The 25,195-nt window shown below is 41.8% G+C and carries 23 protein-coding genes and 2 riboswitches; of the genes, 17 read left to right on the top strand and 6 right to left on the bottom strand.

Annotated features, from left to right (window positions below):
- The first annotated feature begins 33 nt into the window (after positions 1–33).
- The gene (locus tag PT285_RS08965; protein WP_277149819.1) at positions 34–1,062 is read left to right on the top strand and encodes an alpha-L-fucosidase; all 1,029 of its coding nucleotides are present in this window, start codon (positions 34–36) and stop codon (positions 1,060–1,062) included.
- 60 nt (positions 1,063–1,122) lie between these two features.
- On the opposite strand, the gene PT285_RS08960 is transcribed toward PT285_RS08965, so the two are convergent.
- Both PT285_RS08960 and PT285_RS08955 read right to left on the bottom strand, forming a co-directional pair.
- The gene (locus tag PT285_RS08960) at positions 1,123–1,770 is read right to left on the bottom strand and encodes a histidine phosphatase family protein (protein ID WP_277149817.1); all 648 of its coding nucleotides are present in this window, start codon (positions 1,768–1,770) and stop codon (positions 1,123–1,125) included.
- A gap of 18 nt (positions 1,771–1,788) precedes the next feature.
- The gene (locus PT285_RS08955; protein ID WP_277149815.1) at positions 1,789–2,451 is read right to left on the bottom strand and encodes a matrixin family metalloprotease; all 663 of its coding nucleotides are present in this window, start codon (positions 2,449–2,451) and stop codon (positions 1,789–1,791) included.
- 150 nt (positions 2,452–2,601) lie between these two features.
- Here PT285_RS08955 and helD point away from each other — a divergent pair, with 150 nt between their 5' ends.
- Positions 2,602–4,896, top strand: a complete 2,295-nt coding sequence (helD, locus tag PT285_RS08950) for an RNA polymerase recycling motor HelD (protein WP_277149813.1) — start codon at positions 2,602–2,604, stop codon at positions 4,894–4,896.
- A gap of 53 nt (positions 4,897–4,949) precedes the next feature.
- Positions 4,950–5,357: a GNAT family N-acetyltransferase gene (locus tag PT285_RS08945; protein ID WP_374211491.1), complete on the top strand. Its 408-nt coding sequence runs from the start codon at positions 4,950–4,952 to the stop codon at positions 5,355–5,357.
- 15 nt (positions 5,358–5,372) lie between these two features.
- On the opposite strand, the gene PT285_RS08940 is transcribed toward PT285_RS08945, so the two are convergent.
- Complete coding sequence (locus PT285_RS08940; RefSeq protein ID WP_277149809.1) at positions 5,373–5,942, bottom strand: SGNH/GDSL hydrolase family protein; 570 nt, start codon at positions 5,940–5,942, stop codon at positions 5,373–5,375.
- Positions 5,943–6,070: 128 nt separating this feature from the next.
- Here PT285_RS08940 and PT285_RS08935 point away from each other — a divergent pair, with 128 nt between their 5' ends.
- The 7 genes from PT285_RS08935 to PT285_RS08905 all read left to right on the top strand — a co-directional run bounded on the left by PT285_RS08935 (position 6,071) and on the right by PT285_RS08905 (position 13,778).
- Complete coding sequence (locus tag PT285_RS08935) at positions 6,071–6,469, top strand: SLAP domain-containing protein (protein WP_277149807.1); 399 nt, start codon at positions 6,071–6,073, stop codon at positions 6,467–6,469.
- Positions 6,470–6,591: 122 nt separating this feature from the next.
- Positions 6,592–7,506 (top strand): type I pantothenate kinase, encoded by a 915-nt coding sequence (gene coaA / locus PT285_RS08930; protein WP_277149806.1) that lies wholly within the window; start codon positions 6,592–6,594, stop codon positions 7,504–7,506.
- Positions 7,507–7,780: 274 nt separating this feature from the next.
- Positions 7,781–8,356, top strand: coding sequence for an elongation factor P (efp, locus tag PT285_RS08925; protein ID WP_277149803.1), 576 nt, complete (start codon positions 7,781–7,783; stop codon positions 8,354–8,356).
- A 442-nt stretch (positions 8,357–8,798) separates the two neighbouring features.
- Positions 8,799–9,701, top strand: a complete 903-nt coding sequence (locus PT285_RS08920) for an XRE family transcriptional regulator (protein WP_277149802.1) — start codon at positions 8,799–8,801, stop codon at positions 9,699–9,701.
- Positions 9,694–10,425: a lantibiotic ABC transporter permease gene (locus PT285_RS08915; protein WP_277149800.1), complete on the top strand. Its 732-nt coding sequence runs from the start codon at positions 9,694–9,696 to the stop codon at positions 10,423–10,425. The genes PT285_RS08920 and PT285_RS08915 overlap by 8 nt, the downstream gene beginning before the upstream one ends.
- A 181-nt stretch (positions 10,426–10,606) precedes the next feature.
- A complete protein-coding gene (locus PT285_RS08910; protein WP_277149798.1) occupies positions 10,607–12,199 on the top strand; it encodes an ABC transporter ATP-binding protein in 1,593 nt (530 codons plus the stop codon).
- On the top strand, positions 12,189–13,778 hold the full coding sequence (locus PT285_RS08905) for an ABC transporter ATP-binding protein (RefSeq protein ID WP_277149796.1): 1,590 nt from the start codon (positions 12,189–12,191) through the stop codon (positions 13,776–13,778). Before PT285_RS08910 ends, PT285_RS08905 begins: the two co-directional genes overlap by 11 nt.
- Before the next feature lie 94 nt (positions 13,779–13,872).
- Here PT285_RS08905 and PT285_RS08900 read toward each other — a convergent pair whose 3' ends face one another.
- Positions 13,873–15,237: an HD domain-containing protein gene (locus PT285_RS08900; protein WP_277149794.1), complete on the bottom strand. Its 1,365-nt coding sequence runs from the start codon at positions 15,235–15,237 to the stop codon at positions 13,873–13,875.
- Positions 15,238–15,356: 119 nt separating this feature from the next.
- Here PT285_RS08900 and PT285_RS08895 point away from each other — a divergent pair, with 119 nt between their 5' ends.
- The 5 genes from PT285_RS08895 (at position 15,357) to PT285_RS08875 (ending at position 19,734) form a co-directional block, all read left to right on the top strand.
- Positions 15,357–15,761, top strand: a complete 405-nt coding sequence (locus PT285_RS08895) for a DUF1934 domain-containing protein (RefSeq protein ID WP_277149791.1) — start codon at positions 15,357–15,359, stop codon at positions 15,759–15,761.
- Between the two features lie 46 nt (positions 15,762–15,807).
- Entirely contained in the window at positions 15,808–16,359 is a 552-nt protein-coding gene (gene rpoE / locus PT285_RS08890; RefSeq protein WP_277149788.1) for a DNA-directed RNA polymerase subunit delta, read from the top strand.
- 125 nt (positions 16,360–16,484) lie between these two features.
- Complete coding sequence (locus PT285_RS08885) at positions 16,485–18,104, top strand: CTP synthase (protein WP_277149786.1); 1,620 nt, start codon at positions 16,485–16,487, stop codon at positions 18,102–18,104.
- Positions 18,105–18,230: 126 nt separating this feature from the next.
- Positions 18,231–19,505, top strand: coding sequence for a UDP-N-acetylglucosamine 1-carboxyvinyltransferase (locus PT285_RS08880; protein WP_277149784.1), 1,275 nt, complete (start codon positions 18,231–18,233; stop codon positions 19,503–19,505).
- An 85-nt stretch (positions 19,506–19,590) separates the two neighbouring features.
- Positions 19,591–19,734: a hypothetical protein gene (locus tag PT285_RS08875; protein ID WP_277149783.1), complete on the top strand. Its 144-nt coding sequence runs from the start codon at positions 19,591–19,593 to the stop codon at positions 19,732–19,734.
- A 65-nt stretch (positions 19,735–19,799) separates the two neighbouring features.
- On the opposite strand, the gene PT285_RS08870 is transcribed toward PT285_RS08875, so the two are convergent.
- Positions 19,800–21,215: a C69 family dipeptidase gene (locus tag PT285_RS08870; RefSeq protein WP_277149781.1), complete on the bottom strand. Its 1,416-nt coding sequence runs from the start codon at positions 21,213–21,215 to the stop codon at positions 19,800–19,802.
- Positions 21,216–21,378: 163 nt separating this feature from the next.
- Positions 21,379–21,476: riboswitch (purine riboswitch) on the top strand.
- 67 nt (positions 21,477–21,543) lie between these two features.
- Here PT285_RS08870 and PT285_RS08865 point away from each other — a divergent pair.
- On the top strand, positions 21,544–22,935 hold the full coding sequence (locus PT285_RS08865) for a glycoside hydrolase family 1 protein (RefSeq protein ID WP_277149778.1): 1,392 nt from the start codon (positions 21,544–21,546) through the stop codon (positions 22,933–22,935).
- 36 nt (positions 22,936–22,971) lie between these two features.
- Entirely contained in the window at positions 22,972–24,261 is a 1,290-nt protein-coding gene (locus PT285_RS08860) for a PTS sugar transporter subunit IIC (RefSeq protein ID WP_277149776.1), read from the top strand.
- Positions 24,262–24,322: 61 nt separating this feature from the next.
- Here the strand turns inward: PT285_RS08860 and PT285_RS08855 are convergent, their stop codons facing one another.
- Complete coding sequence (locus PT285_RS08855; protein ID WP_277149774.1) at positions 24,323–24,910, bottom strand: xanthine phosphoribosyltransferase; 588 nt, start codon at positions 24,908–24,910, stop codon at positions 24,323–24,325.
- A gap of 77 nt (positions 24,911–24,987) precedes the next feature.
- A riboswitch (purine riboswitch) is annotated at positions 24,988–25,085 on the bottom strand.
- Positions 25,086–25,195: the final 110 nt, after the last annotated feature.

Here is a 25,195-nt window from a genome sequence, read left to right as displayed (position 1 = left end):
TGCTAATTAAAGAATTAAAAAGAGGATAGACATATGAACAGCAATATTGAATGGTTTAAGAAGGCGCAATACGGCATGATGATTCATTGGGGGCTGTATTCGCTGCTTGCCGGTGAATACAATGGCCGGCCCTCCAGCAATTACGCGGAGTGGATTCAATCGAATTTGCGGATTCCCAATAAAGAATATGCCAAATTGACGCAGGCCTTTAATCCCATCTTTTTTGATGCGGAAAAAATTGTTGCCTTGGCCCAAAAATGCGGTATGAAGTATTTGGTCGTGACGACCAAACACCATGATGGCTTTGCCATGTACCATTCTCAGGTTGATCGCTACAATATTTATGATGCTTCCCCGTTTCACCGGGATGTGCTGGCTGAATTAGCTGCCGCCTGCCGCCGGGCCGGCCTGAAACTAGGTTTATATTATTCACAGGATTTGGACTGGCACGATCCTAACGGCGGCGGCTACCTGACTAATGACCTTGAAAGTGCCGGCAGCTCTTGGGACAACAACTGGGATTTTCAAGACGAAAAGTCCAAAGATTACGCTCTTTGTTTTAATAATAAAATTCTGCCGCAGGTAAGGGAAATAATGTCCAACTATGGTGAGATTGCCGTCGCCTGGTTTGATGTGCCGATGACCTTGAGCAAACAGCAAAGTCAAGAACTTTACGCAACGGTTAAACGGCTGCAGCCTGACTGCCTGGTTAATTCGCGCTTGGGCAATGGCAAGTACGACTACGTATCTTTGGGTGATAATGAAGTACCTGATGTTAAAACTGCTGGCAACGAAAAAGTTGATTATAACGCACTCAATGGTTTTAAGCCGTCACCTTACGGTCTCTATGAAACGGCCGCAACAATGAACAATTCTTGGGGTTTTTCTTACCGTGACCAAGACTGGAAAAGGCCGCAGCAAATCTGTCAAACGCGCAAACATTTGAATTCATTGGGGATCAATTACTTGCTAAATGTTGGCTTAGATGGTCTGGGCCGGGTGCCCATGATGGCAGAAAAAAACTTGCTGGCGGCGGAAAAATTAATGGATAAAAAAGATTAGGCTGGTTTCGCAGAAAAACAAAAATCAGACAGAGTAATTTTCTGCCTGATTTTATTATGCCTAAATTTTCATTTGGTTGTAGGAAGTAACTTTCATGTCGGTGGCCGTCATGTTCATAATCGTAATTGAGGCATTACGCGGGCCGGTGCTGACATCAATTTTATCGCCGTAATGGTCGGCAATGCTTCGGATGGTAAAACCATGTGTGACCAGTAAGATGTTTTCTGCCCCATCAAGTTCGCTGATCAGCTTGAAGCCTTTGCCAAGCCGCTGCCAATATTCGTGGGCATTTTCTGCCTGATGAAAGGGATCGGCTTCTTTGATCCAGTCTTTGACCTGATCGATCGAATTATTTTTTAATAGATCATAATTGCTAGGGTAACCATGGGGGCCGCCAATCATTTCCCAGGCGGCATTAGTATCCATCCCCTCAAAGTAGCCGTAAAAATGTTCACGGAAAAAAGGGCTGGTAAGGTGCTGCAGCTCGTCTTTGTTTACATTGTGCCTGATGATAATGTCGCAGGTGTCGCTTGCCCGCTTCATATCACTGGAAAGGGCAATATCAAAGGGCACCTCTTTTAGTGCCTCGCCGGCCTGCTCGGCGCCGGCAATGCCCTCTTCTGTCAACGGCGTGTCGCACCAGCCCTGCATTTTATTGTAGCGATTGATGTAGGTCTGTCCGTGTCTAACAATATAAATTCTTTTCATAAACCCTCCCGCAATAAGCTATTTTTCGTTGTATAGTTTTTTGACGGCGTTGATGTCGCGCTTCTTGATATCGTAATATGAACCAGCCGGATACATTACCGATACGCCTTTATTATGGTTTAATCCCATTGCATGTCCCAGCTCGTGCTCGGCGGTATTGACCACCCGTTCATAACTGTAACCATACCATATATTTTCCAGGTAATAAACATTCAAATAAATCTTTGCCTTTGTAATTCTTCGTTTTCTTGGCTGGTACTTGAGCATCGTTTCGCCGGCGGCTTCCGTATCGTCATCATCCATCAAGCCGATAACAATGTTGGCTTTCTTTTTGCTTTTTATTTCTTTAAAAGTAAAGGCACCGGTTTGGTTCCACGCATCAATTGCGTCAATCGCTGCACTATACATTTCAAAATCATCTTTGGTATTGATATAGACCGTGGCCGTAGCTTTAGGCCAGCGAGATTTGCCCCTGATATCCTTATCAGCTTTAAGTGGCTTATGCTTTCCTTTGGCCTTGCTGAAGACAGTTACTTCATTTTTGCGCTGGACAGTTTGCCCAGGTGTTTCTAAGCTGTTATTGTGCCAAGTGGCTTGACCAACTGTTTGGGTGCTGCCAATGGCTGCCACAGTCAGTGCCACTATTGTTAAATTACGTAAAAAATTAAAAAACTTTTTCATGATTTTGCTCAACTCCAATAAATAAAATTATAAGAGTTATTTGAAATTTTTCCATTATTTACAATATAAAACTTTTATAAGGGTCAGAATTATATCTTAATTAGAATTCATGTTAAAATGGAATGCAAGTTTTGAAGAATGGGTGACTAGATGACAAAAACGATGAACGAAAAGCAGTATGAGCAAGAGCACCTTGACCACATCTTGGACAAGATTAAGGCAAAAAAGGCGGAGTTAAAGACAGCGATTAAGTCGGCAGAAGGCGAAGCACGTGACCTTAATTCCCACTTTTATGATGACGTTAAACTTGACTTTGATGGCTATTCGACTTCGATGGAAACGGCCCTCTCGATTCACCAGCAGCAGCAACTGCTGGATGAACGGCAAAACGCTTGGCAGCACTCTGCTAAGCAGCTTGATACGGTGGAGCGGCTCGAGCAAAAACCATATTTTGCCCGGGTTGATTTTAGGGAAACTAATGAGCAGCCGGAGACGATTTATATTGGCCTGGGCTCGTTTGCCGATGAAAATAATCACTTCCTGATCTATGATTGGCGCGCACCAATTTCTTCGATTTATTATGACGGTAAATTGGGTAAGGTTTCCTATCACTCACCTGAAGGTGAAATTACCGTCGAAATGACCAAGAAGCGGCAGTTCATGATTGAAAAGGGCAAGATCGTCAACATGTTTGATACCAATGAGTCGATTGGCGACCAGATGCTGCTGGAAGTTTTATCGGAAAAATCCAGCACGCAGATGAAGTCAATTGTGACCACGATTCAGCAGGAACAAAACAAAATTATCAGAAATACCAGCGCTGACCTGCTTTTTGTTCAAGGAGCAGCTGGTTCCGGCAAGACCTCGGCTATTCTGCAGCGGATTGCCTACCTGCTATATCGTTACCGCGGTAATTTGACCAGCAGCAACGTGATTATGTTCAGCCCCAATCAGCTTTTTAACGACTACATCAAAAATGTTCTGCCCGAGATGGGCGAGCAGAACATGGTGCAGATGACTTATTGGCAGTTTGTGGCCCGGCGTCTGCCGGGGATGCAGGTGGAAAACCTGTTTGACCAGTTTGAAGACAAGCAGGCCGATACCAATATTAATAAATTCAAAGACTCAACTAAATTTTTCAAACTGGTAACCCGCTACGCTAAGTATCTTAACGGCAAAGGCGTAATTTTCAAGGATATTTACTTCCGCGACAAGAAGAGACCTTATTTTAGCAAGGAAAAAATCAAGGAGATCTATTATTCATTTAACAGCAACTACAGCTTGGCCAACCGAATTGATGCGACCAGAGAAGAATTAATCAAGCAGCTCAACCGCCGAATTACTTCCGAGGCCAAAAAGTCCTGGGTTTCAGAGACAATTCAAGGATTGAGCAAGGAACAGTTAAATGAGCTCTATGACCGGCCGGACCAAGAGTTTGAATCCGAAGAAAAGGAAGAGCAGTTTTTAGGCCGAAAAATTGTCGTCAAAAAATTAAAAAAAGTTTACAATAGCATTAAGCAAAACCATTTCATCAACATGCGTGCGCAGTACCTGAATTTTTTGCGGGCCGTACCGAAAATGATCGACCTAAGTAAGTGGGGAATTGCTGCTTCTGACTGGGAGCAGCAGATTGCAACGGTCAAGGCAAGTTTTAAAGAACGCTACATTCACATGAATGATGTGTCCGCCTACCTTTATTTGTATGATTTGTTGACCGGGCGTTATGTTGATTTTGAAATGCGCTATGCTTTTATCGATGAAATTCAGGATTACACGCCGTTTCAGCTGTGTTACCTTAAATATAATTTTCCGCGTGCCAAATATACGATGCTCGGTGACTTGAACCAGGCGATTTTTACCAAGGATGAGAGTCAGAATCTGCTCAAGCAGATCAGCGGCTTGTTTGATCCAGAAAAAACCGAAGTGGTGCAACTAACCAAGTCTTACCGTTCAACCAAGCAGTTGACCGATTTTACCAAGCAGATTTTGCGCCAAGGGGAAAAGATCGAATCCTTTAACCGGCAGGGGCCAAAGCCTGCTCTTTGGGGTCGGGATAACGCTCAGGAAGCAATTGCGGTGTTAGAGCAGATTCTGCAGGAAAATGATCGTAAGAAACAGACAACTGCGATTATTACCAAGAATTTGGCAGATGCCAAATTTGTCAGTGAGGAACTGAACCAAGCGGGCCGCAAGAATACCTTGATTGCAACTGCCAACCAGCGACTAGTTGGCGGCACATTGGTTGTACCGTCATACCTGGCAAAAGGTTTGGAATTCGACGCTGTCGTGATGTGGGATGCGTCTAAAAGCAAATACCACAAAGCTGACGAAACCCAGCTGGTTTATACAATTACTTCACGGGCAATGTACAAGCTGGATATTATTTATATTGGTGAAAAGAGCCCACTACTGGCGGTGAATCCTGCAACTTATCAAGAAAAATGAAAGTGAGGATAACTGTGGGAAAATTGGATTTTAAATTTAAAAAGATAGATGAGATGAGCGGGCGTGAAGTGTTCTGCATTTCCCGCTTGCGGATAAATACTTTTGTCACCGAGCAAAAAATTACGGTGCCGGAATTAGACGATACCGACCTTGAGGCAACGCAGGTTTTTTTGTTGAATGAAGCTAAAACAAATGCGCTTGCTGTTTGCCGTGTTTTTAAAGAAGACGGTAAGTGGTTGCTGGGCCGGGTCGCAGTCGATAAGGCTGCCCGCGGCCAGCAGCTTGGCAGCAAGATGATGAAGACAGTGCATGACTATCTGCGTGAGCAAGGAGTAAAACAGCTGTACTGCCATGCTCAGATGCAGGCTAAGCCCTTTTATGACCAGCTGGGTTATGAAACCGTTGGCGACATTTTTGAAGAGGCCGGCGTCAAGCACGTGATGATGGTTAAAGAATTGTAACAAAAAAGATCGGGTTTATTGCTCGATCTTTTCTTTGATTACGCCTGCCACTTGTGCAATCAGCTCAGCATTGCCCTGATCAAGCAGGTGCTGCCCATCTTTTTGATAATAGGAAGAAACATCGCTCAATTTACGCCAGTGTGCGATTAGATCAACGAAGGGGATGCTATTTTTTTGCGCTTGATTTTTGGCAATGCGGTTATATAAATTAAGGCGGTCTGTGCTGTAAAATTGCATGATCTCCTTGTTGTTGGGATCTGGGTAAGATGGCCCGACAATAATCATTCTGCTAGCGCCAATTGTTTTAATCATCGTGGCTAAATTTTGGGCATAGGTATTACTTGGGATACCCCAGCTACTGGCTGCATCATTAGTTCCGTATTCCAGGACGACCAGGTCTGCCCGCGGATCAATTTGGCCTAAGTAATTTAGTCCCTCGGTCGTGGTTGCGCCGCTTTTGGACAAATTTTCAATTTGCACGCCGCTGCCCAGCGCTTCTTGCATGCCAATCGTTACAAGATTGGTGTCTTCACCGTAACGGTAACCATTAAAGATTGAATCGCCGAATAAAATTATTTTTTTCATTTTGTGCTCCTCTATTTACATTACTTGTTAGTATACAACTTTAGTTTGAAAAAGATTTGCTCTAGCGTTTAATTTTATGCTATATTAAATAAGAGTATATAAATAGTTTTGAATAATAAGGAGCAATTATGAAAGTTAGAAAGTTTTTATTCTTGAGCATTGCGTCTGTTTCCCTGCTTGCAACGACTGTGCCGGCTGCTGCCACCACTGCTGCTTCAGCTACAAACATAAAGCGTCAACTGCAATTAAAATTAAAAAAAAACACGTATGTTTATAATGCTGAGGGTGTGCAGCTTAAGCCGATCAAAAAAGGCGTCAAAGTAACGATCCTAGATAAGAAAGTTATTGACGGCCAGGATTTTTACCGGATTGCCAAGAACAAGTATGTCAAACCGGCAAATATTACGATTATTGGGAAGAAATATTCAACGCAAGCGAAAATTGCTGCCATTAACAAGCTGTTGGCTTTCCAAAAGCAGAATCCTAGCAAGACAATTTCTTCAAGTCTGCAGCCGATTTCACAATAGTAGGTACATGAGAGAAGGGGTACTCCGTGAGTTTAGGCTCAGGGAGTTTTTTATTGGCCGTAAAGTTTTAATTGCCGGCTAAGTACTTTATAATAGAAGAAAAATAATTAAGGACAAAAGCAATGGAAAATTATCTTCGTTTTAGCAGGGATGACTGGGCTAATCTGCAGGCGGCGGACCAGGTCACGATTACCAAAGACGAACTGGCTAAAATTAAATCTCTCGGTGACGTTGTTGATTTAACTGATATTCGGGAGATTTATGCCAGTCTAATCAATTATCTGCATGTGGTTTATTTGGGCAAACGACACTCACAGAAAAAGCAGCGGGCTTTTTTACAGAAAGAAATTAAACTGGCACCATTTATTATCGGCATTTCCGGTTCGGTAGCGGTCGGCAAGTCGACGACAGCGCGCCTTTTGCAGCTGCTTCTCAGCCGGACTTATCCGGAATTAAAGGTACATTTGATGACCACCGATGGTTTTCTCTATTCCAATCAGGAATTAACGCGGCGCAATTTGATGGCCCGCAAGGGTTTTCCTGAGAGCTATGACATGGCGCTGCTCAGTAATTTCTTAAAGGATGTGCAGGCCGGCAAAGAGGACATCATTTATCCGCTTTATTCGCAGGATCTGAGTGATATTGTCCCCGGCAAATACGGTCACGTGCAAAATCCGGATATTTTGATTATTGAGGGCATTAATACCCTGCAGCTGCCGACTAACGGCCAGATTGTCACCAGCGACTTCTTTGATTTTTCAATTTACATTGATGCCGAAGAAGAACTGATTGAAAAGTGGTACATGCAGCGCTTTGTTAAGGTGATGGAGCTAAACAAAAACAATCCGGATAATTTTTATTATGCAATGGCCAACGGCCCCCGGGATGATGCACTCAAATTGGCAGAAGAAACCTGGCAGATGGTCAACCTAGTTAATTTACGCGAATACATTGCCCCAACTAAACAGCGGGCAAGTTTGATTTTACATAAAACCGCCGGACATTTGATTGATCAGATTTACCTGAAACACTTTTGATTTGGTATACTAGGAATTATGAATACAATTTACTTATTATTAATTAAAAAATTTGCTTTGCCTCCAGCGTGAACTTTTTGGAATTGGTGGTTGAAAATGTAATTAGGCGCGCATAGATATAATTTGAACGAATTTGAATTATTTTGAACGAAAATGAACGAATTTGATTTTTTCGGTTAAGGTATGAAAAGCGAATTTTTTGAATAAAGCCATTTCTGGGAGAAGTTTATGTGCACAATTTGTGTTAAGAATTTGAAAATTTAAGGAGATTAAGATGGTACAAGCAATTAATTTGAAAAAGGGCATGGTTTTTAGTCAAGACGGCAAGCTGATCAGGGTTTTGAAGGCCAACCATCACAAGCCGGGCAAGGGCAACACAGTCATGCAGATGGATCTGCGCAATGTCGAGAGCGGCGCGGTTGTTCATAAGACGATGCGGCCGACAGAAAAGGTTGATCTGGTAGATATCGTGAAGAAGAATGTCCAGTATCTGTATAATGAAGGGGATGTTTATACCTTCATGGATACGGAAACTTATGAGCAGTATGAAGTTTCGGCCGATCAGTTAGGTGACGATAAGCTCTACCTCATTCCGAATATTGAGGTGCAGCTGGAATTTGCCAATGACAGCAAACTGCTTGGTGTTGAATTGCCGTCAACAGTTGTCATGAAAGTGAAGCAGACTGAGCCGGGCATTAAGAGTGCAACGGTTACGGGCTCAGGCAAGCCGGCGACGATGGAAACGGGTTTAGTGGTACAGGTTCCTGACTTTATTAAGACAGGGGAAGACTTGGTAATTAATACCGCCGAAGGTTCCTATAAATCACGTGCAGAAAATTTGAGTAAATAGACTAATTGTTAAGTAGCAAGCAGAAGCAATCCATAGTCGATTGTGCACTCATTAAAAATTTGCTTGCAATTTTTATCAGTTGGTGTAAAATATGATTGCTCATTAAAGTTGTTTTTACGAAATATTGTGTTTGGAAACTCCGAGTACAAGAAAGGTCACTGGTATGGAAATCCAGTGGCTTTTTCGTGTACTCAGAAAATAAAATTAAGATAAATTGTTAAACTATCGTCTAAGACTAGTTTCCGATATACTGTCGGAGCTAGTCTTTTTTAATTTTAATTGTAGTACGTTTTAAAAAGCTAAAAGTAAGTGGTGACAGGCGCCTAATCCTCACTCTAATAGCCTTGGCAACCGCAAGTTGTCAGCTAAGCAGTAGAAATGTGCTTGGCAAAAGAAACCATTAGGGGATAATTAGGCTAACCAATTTGAAAGGGTGTTTGTAATGGAAAATATTTTTGTTGAGCAATTGATTAAATTGCGACGCAAACAACGATTATCTCAAAATGATCTGGCACAAAAACTATATGTTTCGCGGCAATCTGTTTCCAAGTGGGAGCTGGGAGAAACTGAGCCAGATATTATTAAGTTGATTAGTTTAGCCGAAATATTTGGCGTGTCACTGGATTATTTATTAGTAGGTACGCCAACCAAACGTGATCTTTTACTAAAAATTACCGATTTACAGAAGTCGTTTGCCTATCCGGTATTGAAAAAGGTCAATTTAACAATTAAAACGCGTGACCGCATTGCACTACTAGGCAGCAATGGTGCTGGTAAATCAACGTTAATTAAGATTATTACCCAATTATTGCAACCAGACGATGGCAAGATTGAATTATTTTATGATCCTAAAGCAGATTTAAGTATCATGCCGCAGGAAAATGTTTTAATCGATACTTTGAAAGTTACTGAGCAAATCCAGTTAGAAGCGGCGATCGATCAGGTCTATGATAAAGAACAGATTTCTGTGATGCTGGATGAATTTAATCTCAAGCAGCAGGCCAAAATTACTATTAATAAGTTGTCGGGCGGGCAAAAACGCAGGCTGTTGTTACTCATGACCTTAATTAAGCCGAGCAAGTTCTTGATTTTCGATGAACCGACCGCAGGTATGGATTTACAATCAATCGATTTCTTTTGGCAGCGACTGGATCATGTGAACAGCACGGTTTTAACTACCACGCATGATTTTAACCAGATTGATAAATATTTTTCCCGGGTTGTCTTGCTAAAAGATGGTCAGATTACGCAGGATGTCAGCGTGGATGAAATTCACCGCCACCACCAGACAATTGAACAATGGTACCGGCATTTTAACGATGGCAAGGAGACTAACAATGATTAAATGGCTACAATTAAAACATATTTTGCGTAATCCGCGTTTCTTATTATTTACGATTGTGATTCCAGGTGCATGGTATGTGCTGATGTTAAACATGATACCTTCACATACCGACATTAATTACGTGATTTTTTTAATTGCGTGTCTGTGGGGCATAGGCGGCAACTCGGTCGTGACTTTTGGCAAAAGAATTAATTCAGGCCGGCAATATTATGCACTAAAAGATAAGACATCTTTTTATTCCCTGGGAAATTACTTAGTGGATCAGGTTTTTCTGCAAGTACTGTTAAATTTATTGATTATTGCATTTAACCTTGTAATTGGCTTTGTCAGTTCACGATTGACATTTGATTATAAACTAATTATTTGCGTATTGCTGCTGAGTCTTGCAGGGCTATATACCAGTGTGATTGGCTTTACCTTGGGAATATTATTGCAGGCAGAAACATTAGATGCGCTAGACTTTCCCTTGATGTTAATTATGATGATGTTAGTTAGTCCCTTTAATTCATTTATGAGCACGAATAATGATTTTCTTAAATTAGTGATCAATATTCAAAAATTCTTCCCTTTTCATTATATTTATAACGCCCTCAATGATTTGTTAACTAAACAATCCCTGGTTAATGATTTAGGTTTGCTGTGTTTAACTTTTGTTGTTACGCTCATTCCGTGGCTAATAATTATTTGGTGGAAAGACAAGAAAGGCGAACTGAATGCCTTTTAAAAGAATTAAAAAAATTAGTGAAAGTTCTTTTGCTTGTACAGCAAGGGAGCTTTTTATTTTGGTTAGAAAAATCGACCACCTAGTAGGTTGCAGCGACCACTTAGTAAAAAGCCATTGCGTTTAATCAAAAATAAGCCTTAAATGATAAATAGATAAAATATTTATTTAGAAGGAGAGAGAAATGAACGTTAAAGAAATAATTAAAAGTAATTTACCGCGAGCTTTGTTCATTATGATTGTTTACATCATTTATTCGTGCGCGGGTACCATATCGGAGTATATGCTGAAATTTGCCACAAATAGTCTCAAAGTGGCAAATTTTCGCAGTTTCCTATTCTGGATGATGATTGAAGCAGCCGCGGGAATTTTAAGTGTAATTCTTTTTTCACTTGCTGCTTATAGTTCGAACAAGCAGGTTCAAGCTTATTTGCACCAGGTGCGTGATCAGTTGATGCACCATTATTATGGCAGCGGCAAAAGTAAACTTTCAGAAATGGAAAACGAACTGGGCAATAACATGAAAATCTTAGCAGATACTTATGCTCAGCCTTGGCTCGCCATTTTTGAAAATGTGCTGGTAGTTGCCATGTCAATCGGGGTTCTGCTTTCTTTACATTGGAGCCTGATTTTAGCGACAGCAGTGATAACCATCATCATCTTTTTATTACCCAAAATCATGGAAAAGCCGTTGGCGAAGGCAACAGCTAACGCTTCTGAACAAAATTCCCGCTTTTTAGACACGATTGAGCATTGGGTTAGCGGCTTAAACGAACTTCGGCGTTACCAGGCTTTTCCTAGGATGAACAAAGAGCTAGACCGTAGCAGTCAAAAATTAGCGCAGGCCAATATCAAAAAGCAAAATTTGCGCGGTGTCGCTATTGGCCTAAATGGTTTAGGCAATGTGCTAGGGCAAGTTGGTTTAAGTGTTTTTGCCTTGATTTTATTTTTCAATCACCAAATTGATCTTGGTAGCTGGATGGTAGCTGCTAGCTTTGGGTCTAGTATTTTTAATGGATTGTGGCAGATTATTGACGCCGTAACGATGATCAATTCTACCGCCGAATTACGCAAGCAGACTTACCAGCTGCGGCAGAATATTCGTCTGTCAGCGGCGCAACCCGTTAATAGTGTTGAAGTTAACGATCTAGTTGTGCAGTATCAAAACGGCGAGAAAATTAATTATCCTGATTTTACGATTAAACCAGGTGATAAAGTGCTGCTCACTGGGGATTCGGGCAGCGGTAAATCAACGCTGTTTAAAGTTTTATTAGGTGAGCTTGAACCTAAGCAAGGGCAGGTTGTCTATCTGACCAATCAGGGGCAAAAGGTGAGTCCTAAAGAAGCACAAGTTGGCTATATTGCTCAAGACAGCAATTTATTTCCTGCCAACATTGCCAATAATATTACGATGTTTGCGGATAAATTGCAGGCCAAAGTACCAGCAGTTGCAGAGCAAATGCAGCTGACACCAGACCTGGCTGCTTTTCCCGCAGGCATAGAAACGCAGGTTGATTTAGACCAAGATAATTTGTCGGGTGGCCAGAAGCAAAAAGTTGTTTTAGCGAGAGCAAAAATCCATGAAACGCAGATGGTGTTATTAGATGAGGCAACGAGTGCAATTGATAGTAAGACGACTAGTAAAATCATTCATGAATTACTGCAGTCCCAACAGACGCTGCTCTTAATTGCACATAACTTTAGTTCGGAATTAGTGCAGCAGTTTGATTATCAAATTCATTTACAGGGAAGGAAGGGAACAGAAAATGACGATTAAGGGCTTTTTTAAAGAGAATCCAGTACGTTTCATTTTGCTGTTTTGTGGTGCCGTTTTTGTACCTGCAGCAGCGATTGGCGTAACTTGGCTAACCGCCTTAATGACCACGGCTGTCAAAAAATGGCAGCCTGCTTTAGCCTTTTGGCTGGCAGCAGTTAGTGCCATCCTATTTTTAGCAAATTACCTTGTTCAAGGCTGGGTAACGTCGTTAAGCGCTAAACAAGAAGAAGAATATAACGTGACTTTACGCCGCGGCATTAACCAGCATTATTTCTATGATGGCGCTGACCACAAGGTAGCTCAGGTGCAAAACCGTTTAACTAACGACTTAGTGCAGGCAAATGAAGATTATTTTGCTGCTTGGCTAAATGTAATCATGGGGATTAGTTTCTTCGTTTCCGTTTTTATTTTGCTAGTCAGCTTTCATTGGTTATTGCTAGTGACCGTAATTTTAATGTCAGTTGTTTCATTAATCTTGCCTAAGCTGCTTGAAAAACAGTTGCAAACGGCCACGATTCATCTTTCGGAGGCCAATAAGTTTTATCTGGATAGCTTGGAAAAATGGCTGTCAGGCTTAGCTGAGATTAGGCGTTATTTAGCTGGCGGCAAGCTTTTTAAAGTAATGCAGACCAGTTCTAAAAAGTTAGAGGATGCTAATGTTAAGCAGATTGGTGTCAGGCAAATTCTGCGGGTAATTACTGGAACTGTTTCTGGAATTTTTAGTTTTTTACTTTTCGTATTAGCAGGTTGGCTGATTACACACAATCAAGTTCAGTTCGGTGTTTTCATTGCGGTGGGGAACTGCCAGTATTATCTTTCTAGTTCAATTCAGCAAATTATTGGGGCTTACGGGCAAATCAAAGGTGTCAAGACCTTAAGGGATAAGATTACCGTTTCTGCTAGTCCGGTTGCCAAAACTGAAATGAAAAATGTTGAAACACCGGTTGCTCTGGCAACATCTGATTTAAGTTTAAAGTTTCCCAATGGTGAGAGCCTAGTTTTTCCAGATATTGACGTAAAGAAGGGCGAAAAGATTTTACTAACTGGCGATTCGGGCGCCGGTAAAACTACCCTGTTCAAACTGCTACTAGGCGAAATTAAACCGGCGACGGGCAAAGTGATTTTCAAAGATGAAGCTGGGCAAGGGATTAAGCCTGATTTGAGTAAAATCGGCTATATTCCGCAACAACCAGTACTGTTTCCGGCAACGATTGCCGACAATATGACGATGTTCAATGCTAAACTGAAACAAAATTTGGCGCCGCTAGTGGAAAAAGTCCAGTTTGCTGACGATGTTGCCAAGTTTAGTGCTGGCCTTGACGAAGAAATTAATTTGAACAAGCTGAATATTTCGGGTGGCCAAAGGCAGAAGATTGTTTTAGTGCGCGCCTTAGTGCACCAAAGTGAAATCATTTTGATTGATGAGGGGACAAGTGCAATTGACCAAAGGGCAACGATGGAAATCCTGCGGCAAGTGACTAAGAGCGACGCCACCGTGCTGTTTATTGCCCATAGTTTCAACGCGGAGATGAAAGACCTATTTGACCGCGAAATTCATTTGGTGAAGAATAAGAAATAAGTTTAGGAAATTCGCTTTTTAGTGTAAATCTGCTGCTTTTTCTTGATTTTTAGTTTGCGGCTATAGAACTGAATTTTCCATAGCCGTTTGAGACTCACTCTTTTTTCTTTGGCCTTCTTAAATACCGCAGTGCACCATTTTTAACGTATTTTTGAAATTGCTGGTATAAGGGATCAAAAATTTGCGGTTCGCTGCTGTTGGACATCATGATTTTCGGGAAGAAGAACCGCTCGTCTCCCTGAAGTGTTCCGTTCAGCGCACGGACCAACGGGCTAAGCTGTGACAGTTCGATTAAGTTGCCGTCATCCTGCATGATTTCAATTTGACTGTTGGCATTTTTACCGCTTGGTTTATAAGCATCATACGGTTCATCGAAAGCTGAGTTGGTGTCGGTGTAATAAGTCGGGTTGAAACCGGCCTGCTTGATCAAATCCTTCAGTTTTGGCAGCAGGTTCTTGGTTTCCTCATCAATTTTGACACTGGCAAGCGGCTTGCGGTAGAGGTAGCGCGCGGCTAAATCTGCTAAAATCGGATCCGCCGAATTGGTCCACATGGAAAAGTTGGTTTCCATCACGCCGTCATCCAGTTTAAGATAGTCGCTCAAGGTCCAGTTTCCTTCCAGAAACTTGGCTAGACTGGGAGTTACCTGCAAAATGCCGCGCCGGTATACAATTTTTGCCCGTTCAAGCAGGTGGTGCAGGATAATTTCCATTGAACGACCGACGCGGTGGAAGTATACTTGCTGGTACATCTGGTAACGGGAGACGATGTAATCCTCAACCGCGTGCATCCCGCTGTTGGTAAAGCAGATGCCATCGCTGTACGGCCTGATTTCGCGTAAAATGCGTGAAAGGTCAAACTTGCCATAAGTAACGCCGGTAAAATAGGCATCCCTTTCTAAATAATCCATCCGGTCGGCATCCGCCTGGCTGGAGATCATCTTGACCACTTGGGGATTGGGATAAGTCTTGGCAATGACGCTGGCCACCAGCTCGGGAAAATTAGGTGCGACCTGCTTTAATGCCTGGTTAATTTCTGTGTTAGGATCGGTAATGATTTTTTGCCCAATTTTTTCGTGATTGGTGCCAAATAGGTGCTCAAAGGTGTGGGAATAGGGTCCATGGCCGATATCATGCAGCAATCCGGCACATTCAACTAAGAGCCGGTTGTTGTCGTCCCAAAGCCCGTCGCCTGGATTTTGCGTAGGATACTTTTCCGCAAAAATATTGCAAATGCGCCTAGTTAATTCGTAAACGCCCAAGTTATGTTCAAAGCGGGTGTGCGTGGCGCCGGGAAAAACATAGCTGATCGGGCCCAGCTGCTTGATGCGACGCATCCGCTGGAATTCTTTGCTGGATAAAACATCTAAAACAACCTGGTCATCGATATGAATGTATTCGTGAACCGGATCGCGCAGCACAATTTCGTTTGTTAATTTCTTACTTTGAAATCTTGCCATAAAAATTTCCTCAAGCTTGTCTGTTAATTTTTCCGTGAATATATATTAAAATAGTCTTGACTAAATGAATTATAGCAAATAAGTTGGTGAAATGGTTAAGTAAGTGGTATTTTTAGTAAATGAGCAAAATAAAAATTGATTTTACGAGTATAATCAAGCAGGAAGAAGAAACCGAAACTTTTAATAAGCAGGCTGCGGGCGAGATGGTTGTCACAAACGGGGTGAGGAGAATCTCCTACCTGGAAGACGGCACAATCCCGGTGAAAATGCTGCTGAAAGATAACGAGCTGATTATCAGGCGCGGCGTGAACCAGAATAACTATTCCTTACTCAAATTTGTTCCGGGTGAAAAAGAGGCCTGTCGCTATCTTATGGAAGGACGGCAGATGGATCTGGTCAGCAGCACTAACTTGCTTGAATTTTTGGCAAAGCAGGATGGATCACAGGAACTGCGGATTGAATATGACCTCTTTAGTGGGCTATACTTAATAGGTAACTACGCAGTGACATTGATTTTTACTTAAACGCTTAGTAAAATAGTAGGGACTGTAAAAAGAGAGGACATACATCGTGGGATTAAACGACTTTAAAGATAAAAATCGCAATGAATTGTCGATGATTGAGGTTGCACGGGCAATTTTGGAAGATAACAATAAGAGAATGGCATTTGCCGACATTGTTAACGCCGTGCAAAAATACCTAAATGAAAGTGACGAAGAAATTCGGGAACGTTTGCCGCAGTTTTACACTGATATGAACACCAACGGTGAGTTTATTTCCATGGGTGAAAATATTTGGGCTTTGCGGTCGTGGTTTCCGTATGAGTCGGTTGACGAAGAGGTCAACCACCCAGAAGATGAGGACGATCAGGACACCCGTAAGCACCACCAAAAAGTTAATGCCTTTCTTGCCGATGCTACCGGCAGCGATGACATCATTGATTACGATAATGATGACCCAGAAGATGAAGATCTAGATGAAGCGGCAGCTGATACTGATGACTTCACCGATGATGAAGCAGACTTTGATGATGCCGACGAAGAAGATGAAGATCTGCCTGACAGCATTCAGGGTCAGTTGACGCAGTTAGATGATGATGACGAAGACGAAGAAGATGAATAAATCTGCTTGACTTACTGGTCAAAAATAGATAATATTTTATTTGGGCACCCTAAGTGCGTTTATGCTCCCGTTAGTGGGAGCTTTTTTTATTGGTTATTACTTAAAAGCAAAAAGGAGTTTGGCAAATGACAAAATACATCTTTGTTACCGGTGGTGTTGTATCGTCCCTTGGTAAAGGCATTACGGCTTCAAGTTTGGGGCGTCTGCTTAAAAACCGCGGCTTAAAGGTTACAATGCAGAAGTTTGATCCGTACATTAATATTGATCCCGGTACAATGAATCCCTACCAGCATGGTGAGGTTTATGTTACTGATGACGGAACAGAGGCCGACCTTGACCTGGGCCACTATGAACGGATTGTTGATGTGCGTACCAGTAAGTATTCAAATGTGACTACCGGTAAGATCTATAAGGAAGTATTGGAAAAGGAACGCCGCGGTGATTATCATGGTGCAACTGTGCAAGTGATTCCGCATATTACTGATATGATCAAGCAGAAGATTATGCGTGCCGGCCTGACCACCGATTCAGATGTAGTCATTTCCGAAATTGGCGGGACCGTTGGTGACATTGAGTCAACTCCTTTTATGGAAGCAATTCGGCAGATGCGGCGTGAAGTTGGTGAAGAAAATGTGATGTATATCCACTGTACCTTAGTGCCATATTTGCACGCTGCCCAGGAAATGAAAACCAAACCAACCCAGCATTCCGTTGCTGAACTGCGTAATATTGGAATTCAGCCCAACATGCTGGTGCTGCGTGCCGAGAAGCCAGTTGATCAGGAACACAAGGATAAGATTTCCACCTTCACGGATGTTCCGGTTGACCGGATTATTGAATCAATCAATGTGCCGTCACTCTTTGACCTGCCGTTGGCTTTCCAAGAACAGGGCATGGACCAAAAGGTCTGTGATTTCCTGCATCTTGACAGCCCGAAAAAAGAAGCCGATATGGCAGAATGGAAGCGGCTTGATGAACGGGCAAAGAACTTGAAGCACACCACTAAGATTACTTTGGTTGGGAAATATGTTGAACTTGAAGATGCTTATATTTCGGTGACGGATGCATTGCAACATGCGGGCTATCTTTATAACACCAAGATTGAGGTTAATAAAGTACAGGCCGAAGATGTGACTGAGGACAATATCGCTGATTACATGAAGGTTGCAGACGGTTTGATCGTGCCCGGAGGTTTTGGTAATCGGGGTTATGAGGGCATGATTACCGCGATTAAGTATGCCCGTGAAAATGATATTCCATTTTTGGGTGTTTGTTTGGGGATGCAGCTGACAAGCATCGAATTTGCCCGCAACGTTTTGGGACTGAAGGATGCGAATACGACCGAGGCTGATCCTAACACCAAGCACAATGTGATCGACATTATGGCCGATAAACGTGATGAAGAAAATATCGGCGGAACCTTGCGGCTGGGCCTCTATCCAGCTACCCTAAAGAAGGGCACCAAGACGGCGGCTGCTTATGACAACCAGGAAGTAATCCAGGAGCGTCATCGTCACCGTTATGAATTTAATAACGAATACCGTGAAGCTTTTGAAAAAGCCGGCATGACGATTTCCGGTGTTTCTCCGGATAACCACTTAGTAGAAATTATTGAGCTGCCAAAGAATAAATTCTTCATTGCTGCCCAGTATCACCCAGAATTCTTAAGCAGACCGCAAAGACCGGAAGGCCTTTACAAGGCCTTCATCGGCGCTGCAAGCGGCTTGCCGGAAGATAAATTTTAAGTGATTTAATCGGATAAAAAACAGTTTTTTAAAGAAGGAAAGACTTAGTTCTTTCCTTGTTTTTTCCATAAATTTCCTTTACCATTATTATGGTTAAACAGTAAATAGAAAAGGATTTTTCCCCAGATGAAGCAAATGATAATTCATGGTGGAAAGCCCCTGCAGGGCGATGTTTGGATCGGCGGCGCCAAAAACTCAACGGTTGCGCTTATCCCAGCATCAATTTTGTCAAGAACGCCGGTAACCTTGGAAGGTGTTCCAAGAATTGCAGACGTAGATAACTTAATGGATCTTTTGGCCGAAATGGATGTTGAAAGTGATTTTCACGAAATGACTTTACGCATCAATCCGGTACACATTAAGATGCGTCCCTTGCCCAGTGGCAAGATAAAGAGTTTGCGTGCGTCTTATTACTTTATGGGTGCGCTGCTTGGACGGTTTGGCAAGGCTGTGGTCGGTTTTCCCGGTGGTGACGATATCGGACCGCGTCCCATTGATCAGCATATTAAAGGGTTTGAGGCTTTAGGTGCAAGTGTAAAAAACGAAAATGATCAAATAATTATTACTGCTCCGGCGGATGGCTTACATGGTGCAGATATTCACCTTAAGATGCCGTCTGTTGGTGCAACCATGAATATTATTATGGCAAGTGTAACGGCCCAGGGACAGACAACGATTGCTAATGCAGCTAAAGAGCCGGAGATAATTGATTTAGCAACTTTTTTGAACAATATGGGGGCCGTAATTCGTGGTGCCGGGACTGATTCAATCAGGATCGAGGGAGTGCCACAGCTGCGGGCGCAGGCGCCGCACACAATTATTCCCGATCGCATTGAGGCTGGCACCTATATTTCCTTAGCCGGGTGCATTGGTAACGGTATCCGTATTCACAATATTATTGAAGAACATCTTGATTCATATTTAGCTAAGGTAGAAGAAATGGGCGTTGTCATTAAGGCAGAAGAGGATTCGCTTTATGTTTACCCTGCCGGTGAACTAAAAATGGTGCAGGTTAAGACCGGTGCCTATCCGGGTTTTGCTACGGACTTGCAGCAGCCGCTTACGCCGCTGTTGCTGACTGCGAAGAATGGTGAAGGAGTGGTGATTGATCAAATTTATCCCAAACGGATCGGGCACATTGCCGAACTACAAAAGATGGGTGCGGATATCAAGGTTGAGGATAATATTATTTTGGTTCATCCAACACCAAAACTTCATGGTGCGGTTGTATCGGCGGGTGAGATCAGAGCTGGAGCCTGTTTGATGATTAGCGGACTGATGGCTGACGGCACGACCGTGATCAATAATGCCGGAAATATCTTGCGCGGTTATGACCGGGTGCAGGAAAAATTACGTCAGCTTGGCGCTGATGTGACGATTAAAGACGCGGAAGAAGCGTAAAATTGTTTTAAGAGAGCTTGAAATGTAAAAGTTTCGGGCTTTTGTGTGAATGATTAGAGGCAAGACATTTTAGGAGAGAACAAAAATGAAGAGTGAAACTGAAAAAATGCTTGATGAACTAACCAAAGATGATCCGGAATTAAAAGAGTATGCAGAGCAATATGGCAGGCAGCTTGAGGCTTCTGTGTTAATCAGGCATTGTAAGGGGAAAAACAGTAATTTATTTTGAATAGCAAAAATGCAGCAAAGTTAGTCGCTCTGCTGCATTTTAAATTTATTTTCAAACTTCAAATATTAATCAAGTAAATCATATTTAAGAGTCATAAGATTGTGGCCTTCATCAACCATATTGCCCAAGAGTTCAATGGTATTATTGTAAACTTGGTCGGCCATCTTTTGGTTGGCTGCTTCAAGTGCCTTTTGTAGTTCCTTGCCAGATTTACCTTTAACCTCTTTGTCTGTCTCGTGTTGAATTTGGTGGCATTCTGCGAGTGATTTTTGCTCAAAATCGTTTTCTAATTCGCCATATACCTTAAAGTTGGTGTCACCCAATTGGGCGGTCAGCTTGTTGAGCCAGAAAATTTTATTCAAATCAAACTTCGGTGAGGTTTGGTAACTGGCAGGCGTCGTCGTGACATTGGTATAAAACGGCACCATGCAATTAAAGGTATTTGGTCCAAAAGCTAACCATTGTACACCGGCAATTGCCTCTGGAACATCGTTTCTAACTTGTAAAATATGCGTTTCAAAATTACGGTTAAGGGCAATCGGACGCAGCGCCTTTTTTTCTGCCGTTGTTCCTTCATTACCGTAAACATCGTACGGGGTGTCTTGGTAGTGTGAGCTTTCAATCCAGGCAATGTCCTCAATGCTGATTTTACGGTTAGCGTGACAGATAAAGGGCTGCTCCTGGTCGCCAGGCTGACCGCCGAATTCAGGGTCAAAGTAATTGTGAACGAACCAAGCACGCGGATTGTTGTAATGGGCATCCTTGATAGTTGAACTGCCAAAAATGTGGCGCATGTTGTAGCCTTCGCGGTCAGGATTTAAATGATATTCTTTAATCAAGTCTTCTAAATCGGCAGATGCCATAAAGCCGTCTTTGCCAAAATGGAATTCATCAATGTTAAGGCGGTTCGGGGCAATCACATAGGCATCATCGGGAATGCGGCGTGCAATCCAGTGGTGGCCGCCGATTGATTCAAGATACCAAATTTCATTTTTATCGGCAAAAGCCATGCCGTTCATTTCATAGGTGCCGTATTTTTCAAGAAGGTAGCTGACACGCTTAACGCCATCAAGCGCATTGTGCAGGTATGGCAGTGTTAAGGTAACAAGGTCTTCTTCACCGAGGCCGCCTTTCTTGGTCAACGGATCGATTCCCTGAATGCGGCAATTTGTTGTGATGGTTTCCGTTGCCGTCATCGCCACATTATCTTCGTTAATTCCGGCTGCAGCCCAAATTCCGGATTTACCCGAAACGTCAGGAGCACTGGTATAGCGCAGCGGATTTGCCAATAGGTCGGCATCATCAATTTTTTGGTGACTGATCACACTCTCGTAATGCTTTGGCTGTTCATTGGCGTTGACAGCTTTAAATCCCTCAGGAATAATTTCTCTACCGCCGTCCTCACTCCTGGCGATCATTGTTGAACCGTCAAGTGAGGCGTTTTTTCCTACTAAAATTGTTGTACATTCTGTTTGTTTCATTTAAAACGTCCTTTCTGCTTTCATATACGTTATATTGTATAAAAAATAAGATATTGCTGGCAACGAAAATAGAAAGTTTCTTTTGATTTTTAGCAAAGCTGGCTTCTAAACGATATGCAGCAATAAAATTTGTTTTGACATGTAAAAATCATTAATGCTATAATGAATACGCTTAATAATATTAAATATAGTATTGCAATAGGGGCAATAGTTTCTACTCAGAGCCTTAAATTCTGAACTATCAGATTGTTTGCCTATTGCAGTAATTAAGGGAGTCTCTTTTATTACAATAGTTGATGAAAGAGACTCTTATTGTTTGGAGGAAAAGATGCAAACTGATTTTTTGTGGGGTGGTGCGACTGCTTCGTACCAATGTGAAGGTGCATGGAACGTAGATGGCAAAGCAGAATCTATGTGGGATCACTATTTGCATGAACAGAATTTGGAAAATGGTGATATTGCCAGTGATCATTACCACCGTTTTGAAGAAGATATTCGAATGATGCAAGAAGGGGGTCAGAATGCATACCGTTTTTCATTATCGTGGCCGCGAATCATTAAAGATCGTGATGGAACTATTAATCCCAAAGGAATTGAGTTTTACAATCGATTAATTGATTGTTGCTTAGATCATGGAATTACGCCATTTGTCACGCTGTATCACTGGGACTTGCCTCAATATTGGCAGGAATTAGGAGGCTGGCTTAATGATGAAACTTGTTTGGCATATGAACATTATGCCCAAGTTTGTTTCCAGGCATTTGGTGATCGAGTTAAATACTGGTCAACGTTTAATGAACCAAAATGGTTCACAGTTAACGGCTATTTAATTGGAAATTATCCTCCAAATGATCATAATTTGCAGCATACGATTGAATGTGGCTTTAACGTTATGTATGCCAGCAGTTTAGCAGTACAGGCTTTTAAAAAGTTAAAACTTTCAGGGCAAATTGGGATTGTTCATAGCTACTCTCCAGTTGATGGAGTTGACAACACGATTGAAACACAAATAGCGATGCGCAATGCTGATAATTATGCTAATAATTGGGTTTTAGATACTGCTGCGTTAGGCGAATTTCCGATAGATTTAATTTCTAAATTAGCCGAAACCTGCGATGTTTCTTTTATGAAACCTGATAAGCTAGCGACAATTAAAAATAATACAGTTGATTTTTTAGGCTTAAATTATTATGCACGCACCTTAGTCAAACCGTACAGCGGTGGCGAGACAAAGATGGTTTTTAACAATACTGGTAAAAAAGGTTCTACGCAGATGCGAATAAAGAATTGGTTTGAGCAGGTCATGGATCCTAATAGTGAGTACACTGAATGGGATACAGAAATTTATCCTCAAGGATTGCAAGAGGGCTTGCTGCGTGCTTACCATAAATACCATTTGCCAATTTTTATTACTGAAAATGGTGTTGGCTTCCGTGAAAATGTTCAGGTTCCAGAAGTACAAGATAACTACCGCATTTCTTTTATGAATGATCATATTAACGCTTTGATGAATGCGCAAGATCTTGGTGCAGATATTCGTGGCTACTTTACGTGGGCTCCGTTTGATCTTTATTCGTGGATGAATGGTGTGGAGAAACGTTACGGGTTAGTGGCTGTTGATTTCAAAACTCAGGAAAGACGTCCCAAAGCTTCATACTATTGGTACAAAGATGTTATCACTTCAAATGGAAAAGTAATTAAACGAAAAAAATATTGTTAAGTTCATAATTAAAATATTTATTATTAAGGAGAAAATATGAAATCTAATACAATGATGGATTGGATGAATAAACATATTACGCCTTTTGCCAATAAGTTAGCTAATCAGCGTCATTTGGCAGCTATTCGTGATACATTTATGACAATTTTGCCAATCACCCTTTTTGGTTCAATATTTGTGATTCTAGGTGCAGCACCGCCAGTGACTAAAAATAGTAATGGCTTCTTATTGGCTTGGGCTAGTTTTGCTAAACAAAATGCTTTGGCCTTAACTTGGCTTAGTACTGTATCGATGAGTGCGATGTCGATTTTTATTTGTGTTGGCATAACCTATTTTCTTTGCAAACACTATAAAGAAAATCCGCTTTCTCCCATTATGTTTTCATTGGTCGGCTTTTTTATGCTGGTTTTTGACCCTAAGAAGTTGGATTTTACTGGCAATGTTGCTGATATAAGTTATTGGGATGGCCGTGGAATCATAATGGCCTTGTTAATTTCTATTTTGACCACCGAAGCATATCATGCTATGCGTAAACACGATTTTGGCAGAATTAAAATGCCTGAAGGAGTTCCTTCTGCTTTATCTGAAAGTTTTGCTTCTTTTGTGCCTGCATTGGTTATTATGGGAATAGATGCTGCCTTTTTCATTATTTTCCATCTCAACCATACTACTGCTGTTAAGGCGATGTATAGTCTTCTTTCACCTAGTTTCAAGGTGGCTGATAGTTTACCAATCACCATCTTACTAACGATTCTTGTACATCTATTTTGGTTCTTTGGTGTTCATGATGCTGCTCTTGCTGGTATTTTGGGACCAATTAGAGATGGTAATTTATCAATAAATGCCGCTGCTAAATTGGCTGGTCATGAATTACCACGAATTTTCACAACGCCATTCTGGGTTTACTTCGTAATTATCGGTGGCTGTGGTTCGGTTTTGTCTTTAGCGATTTTAATGTCTTTTTCTAAATCAAAGCAATTGAAGACAGTCGGTAGAGTAGGATTAGTACCAGCATTCTTTGGAATTTCTGAACCAATGATTTTTGGAACGCCGCTCATGCTTAATCCTATTTTCTTTATTCCGTTTATCTTTACGTCGGTGGCTAATGCGACTATCAGCTATCTGTGTATGTCCTTAGGAATAGTCAAAAAGACTTTTGCACTGTTCTCTTGGCAAATGCCTGCCCCAATCGGAGCATTTCTTTCAACAATGGATTGGCGAGCTACTGTACTAGTTTTGGCTTTAATTCTTTTAGATGCCATTCTGTATTATCCGTTTATGAAAGTTTATGAGCAAAACTTATTAAAAGAAGAACAAGCTGAATAATATGTGGAAAGTACTTCATTCTTAATTGAGTGAAGTATTTTTGTCTTAATGCTAGTTAGGATTAAATTTTTGTTTCTTCTCCAGCAAAGTGCACCTGATCATCTGCAAAACTAGTTATGTCAGCCAAGGCTTCCAAGCGGTAACCGTGGCTTTTGACCCAGTCGCTGCCGCCCTGAAAAGTTTTAGCAACGACAACCCCAACGCCGGCAATCTGGCAGCCAGCCTGGTTGGCAATATTGATCATGCCCTTGATCGCCTCGCCGTGAGCTAGGAAGTCGTCGACAATCAGCAAGTTGTCATTTGCGTGCAGAAATTTCTGTTCCACACAGATTTTGTTAGTGACTTTTTTCGTGTATGAAAAAACATTGGCCGTGTATAAGGAATCATTCAGGGTCGATGGTTTCTTTTTCCGGGCAAAAACCATGGGCACATGCAGCTCATAAGCTGCCATGATGCCGGGAGCAATTCCCGATGCCTCACAGGTTAAAACTTTGGTAACATTGCTGTCTTGAAACAGACGGGCAAATTCTTTGCCGATTGCCATCATTAAGTCAGAATCAACTTGATGGTTTAAGAATGAATTGATTTTTAGCACTTCTCCCGGCAATACAACGCCGTCTTTTCGAATGCGATCTTCTAATAATTTCAATTTGCTCCTCCTTGAATAAAAAAGGGCTTTTTCACCTGAATTAGGTAAAAGAAGCCCTTTTTGACAGCAGAAAACAGCTGCAACTTGCAAGTACCTATAGTTCAGAATTTACGGTTCTAAGTAGAAACTGCCGCCCTTATTGCGTCAATATATAGATAATATTTGATTGTTGGTTAAACTTTAGCAAAAACTAGCGGCCTTGGCAAGACATTAGCAAATAAAACCGAATTATTATCTTTTTATACAAAAGATAATTCGTAAAAATTATAATCTTAAATAAAAATC

Origin of the sequence: Lactobacillus sp. ESL0791 (genome assembly GCF_029433255.1) — a bacterium.
GTDB lineage: Bacteria > Bacillota > Bacilli > Lactobacillales > Lactobacillaceae > Lactobacillus.
Note: the sequence above shows the minus strand (reverse complement) of the source record. Positions and strands in the feature narration are given on the sequence as shown.

Excerpts from the sequence above, each read along its gene's own strand:
- PT285_RS08940 (WP_277149809.1), bottom strand. The coding sequence starts at position 5,942 with ATGAAAAAAATAATTTTATTCGGCGATTCAATCTTTAATGGTTACCGT.
- efp (WP_277149803.1), top strand. The coding sequence starts at position 7,781 with ATGGTACAAGCAATTAATTTGAAAAAGGGCATGGTTTTTAGTCAAGAC.
- PT285_RS08960 (WP_277149817.1), bottom strand. The coding sequence starts at position 1,770 with ATGAAAAGAATTTATATTGTTAGACACGGACAGACCTACATCAATCGC.
- PT285_RS08955 (WP_277149815.1), bottom strand. The coding sequence starts at position 2,451 with ATGAAAAAGTTTTTTAATTTTTTACGTAATTTAACAATAGTGGCACTG.
- PT285_RS08935 (WP_277149807.1), top strand. The coding sequence starts at position 6,071 with ATGAAAGTTAGAAAGTTTTTATTCTTGAGCATTGCGTCTGTTTCCCTG.
- PT285_RS08895 (WP_277149791.1), top strand. The coding sequence starts at position 15,357 with ATGAGCAAAATAAAAATTGATTTTACGAGTATAATCAAGCAGGAAGAA.
- PT285_RS08905 (WP_277149796.1), top strand. The coding sequence starts at position 12,189 with ATGACGATTAAGGGCTTTTTTAAAGAGAATCCAGTACGTTTCATTTTG.
- PT285_RS08875 (WP_277149783.1), top strand. The coding sequence starts at position 19,591 with ATGAAGAGTGAAACTGAAAAAATGCTTGATGAACTAACCAAAGATGAT.
- PT285_RS08885 (WP_277149786.1), top strand. The coding sequence starts at position 16,485 with ATGACAAAATACATCTTTGTTACCGGTGGTGTTGTATCGTCCCTTGGT.
- PT285_RS08860 (WP_277149776.1), top strand. The coding sequence starts at position 22,972 with ATGAAATCTAATACAATGATGGATTGGATGAATAAACATATTACGCCT.
- coaA (WP_277149806.1), top strand. The coding sequence starts at position 6,592 with ATGGAAAATTATCTTCGTTTTAGCAGGGATGACTGGGCTAATCTGCAG.
- PT285_RS08870 (WP_277149781.1), bottom strand. The coding sequence starts at position 21,215 with ATGAAACAAACAGAATGTACAACAATTTTAGTAGGAAAAAACGCCTCA.
- PT285_RS08920 (WP_277149802.1), top strand. The coding sequence starts at position 8,799 with ATGGAAAATATTTTTGTTGAGCAATTGATTAAATTGCGACGCAAACAA.
- helD (WP_277149813.1), top strand. The coding sequence starts at position 2,602 with ATGACAAAAACGATGAACGAAAAGCAGTATGAGCAAGAGCACCTTGAC.
- PT285_RS08915 (WP_277149800.1), top strand. The coding sequence starts at position 9,694 with ATGATTAAATGGCTACAATTAAAACATATTTTGCGTAATCCGCGTTTC.
- PT285_RS08910 (WP_277149798.1), top strand. The coding sequence starts at position 10,607 with ATGAACGTTAAAGAAATAATTAAAAGTAATTTACCGCGAGCTTTGTTC.
- PT285_RS08900 (WP_277149794.1), bottom strand. The coding sequence starts at position 15,237 with ATGGCAAGATTTCAAAGTAAGAAATTAACAAACGAAATTGTGCTGCGC.
- PT285_RS08945 (WP_374211491.1), top strand. The coding sequence starts at position 4,950 with ATGAGCGGGCGTGAAGTGTTCTGCATTTCCCGCTTGCGGATAAATACT.
- PT285_RS08965 (WP_277149819.1), top strand. The coding sequence starts at position 34 with ATGAACAGCAATATTGAATGGTTTAAGAAGGCGCAATACGGCATGATG.
- PT285_RS08880 (WP_277149784.1), top strand. The coding sequence starts at position 18,231 with ATGAAGCAAATGATAATTCATGGTGGAAAGCCCCTGCAGGGCGATGTT.
- PT285_RS08865 (WP_277149778.1), top strand. The coding sequence starts at position 21,544 with ATGCAAACTGATTTTTTGTGGGGTGGTGCGACTGCTTCGTACCAATGT.